Below are 1,322 nucleotides of genomic sequence, written 5' to 3' on the forward strand. Positions count from 1 at the left end.
TAACAGATAATTAGACTCCCTCTCCTCTGCTAAACTTAACCTGCTAAGCAATTTTTATTGGGAGTCAAACAGTTATGAATAATTCTACTATTATTGGTGTTGATTTAGCAAAAGATGTGTTTCAAGTTTGTGTATACACAAACAATAAAGTGCTTTCAAACAATGAAATGACGCCGCAAGCATTCACATCTTGGATTGCCAACCAAACACCTAGCATCGTGATATTTGAAGCCTGTGCGACATCTAATTACTGGAAGCGCCTTGTCTCACAACTTGGTCATGAAGCTCGACTCATAAGCCCTCAATTAGTTTCTAGAATACGTCAGCATCAAAAGACCGATAAAAATGATGCACTGGCTATTATTCAATCTAGCCTGTTACCTAGTATTAATTTTATTGGCGGAAAAACTCTTCAACAGCAGCAATTACAATCCATTCTTAGAATGAGAGAGCTCGCGGTAAAACAAAAAACCGCTCTAAAAAATCAACTAAAATCCTTATTACTTGAATTTAATTTACGCTGTTCTAAAGGTCATGGTGGATTAAAAAGTGCCGTTGATACTGCGCTAGAAGATGCTGAAAATGGATTTTCTGATATTTTTCGCCATTCATTAGCTCAAGCTTGGGAGTTTTACACTGCAATAAATGAGCTCGTATCTTCTTACGAAGAAAGTTTAAAAGCCCTGACTAAAAGTCTTCCTGAGTGCAACAAGTTAACTCAACTTGAAGGTGTCGGATTAATTAATGCTGTAAACCTATATATGACCATTGAATGTGAAGGTGAGCGAACCTTTAAATCAGGTCGAAATGTCTCAGCATGTATTGGTTTAACCCCTATTCAACATTCTTCTGGTGGAAAGGTCAAGCTTGGCTCAATCGGTAAAAAGGTTAGAAATAGTACATTGAGAAGCCAATTAGTCACTGGAGCATTTACTTTTGTAAATAGCATTGATAAGCGACCAGCAAAAACAGAGAAAGAGCGGTGGCTTAAAAAATTAATAGAACGACGAGGAAAAAAATGTGCCGCTGTTGCTCTCGCTAATAAAACAGTCAGGACTGCATTTTCAATGCTACAAAACAACACAAACTATTGCTCAGTAGCATTATAGGGCTAAAAAGTTAAACACTTCATTACTTTGCATAACTCATTCGGTAAGCCAGTAATACACTGAGAGGTTAAAACCTCGCCTAACAGATGTGGCTCCGATACGCGCAATTATCATTGAGTCGATCATTTTAGATTGAACTCGTACATAAGTTCGCAAGTATCAAATAATGGGGTGTTGACATGAGGGAGTCTACATAAGTGTATTAGCAAGAAA

Annotated in this window: 1 protein-coding gene; it reads left to right on the top strand. The window is 37.4% G+C overall.

Annotated elements, in window-relative coordinates; translation table 11 throughout:
- The first annotated feature begins 74 nt into the window (after positions 1 to 74).
- On the top strand, positions 75 to 1,109 hold the full coding sequence (locus HC723_RS16805; RefSeq protein ID WP_190339906.1) for an IS110 family transposase: 1,035 nt from the start codon (positions 75 to 77) through the stop codon (positions 1,107 to 1,109).
- The last annotated feature ends 213 nt before the right edge of the window (positions 1,110 to 1,322 follow it).

Origin of the sequence: Vibrio sp. S11_S32 (assembly GCF_014694465.1) — a bacterium.
Classification (GTDB): Bacteria; Pseudomonadota; Gammaproteobacteria; order Enterobacterales; family Vibrionaceae; genus Vibrio; species Vibrio algicola.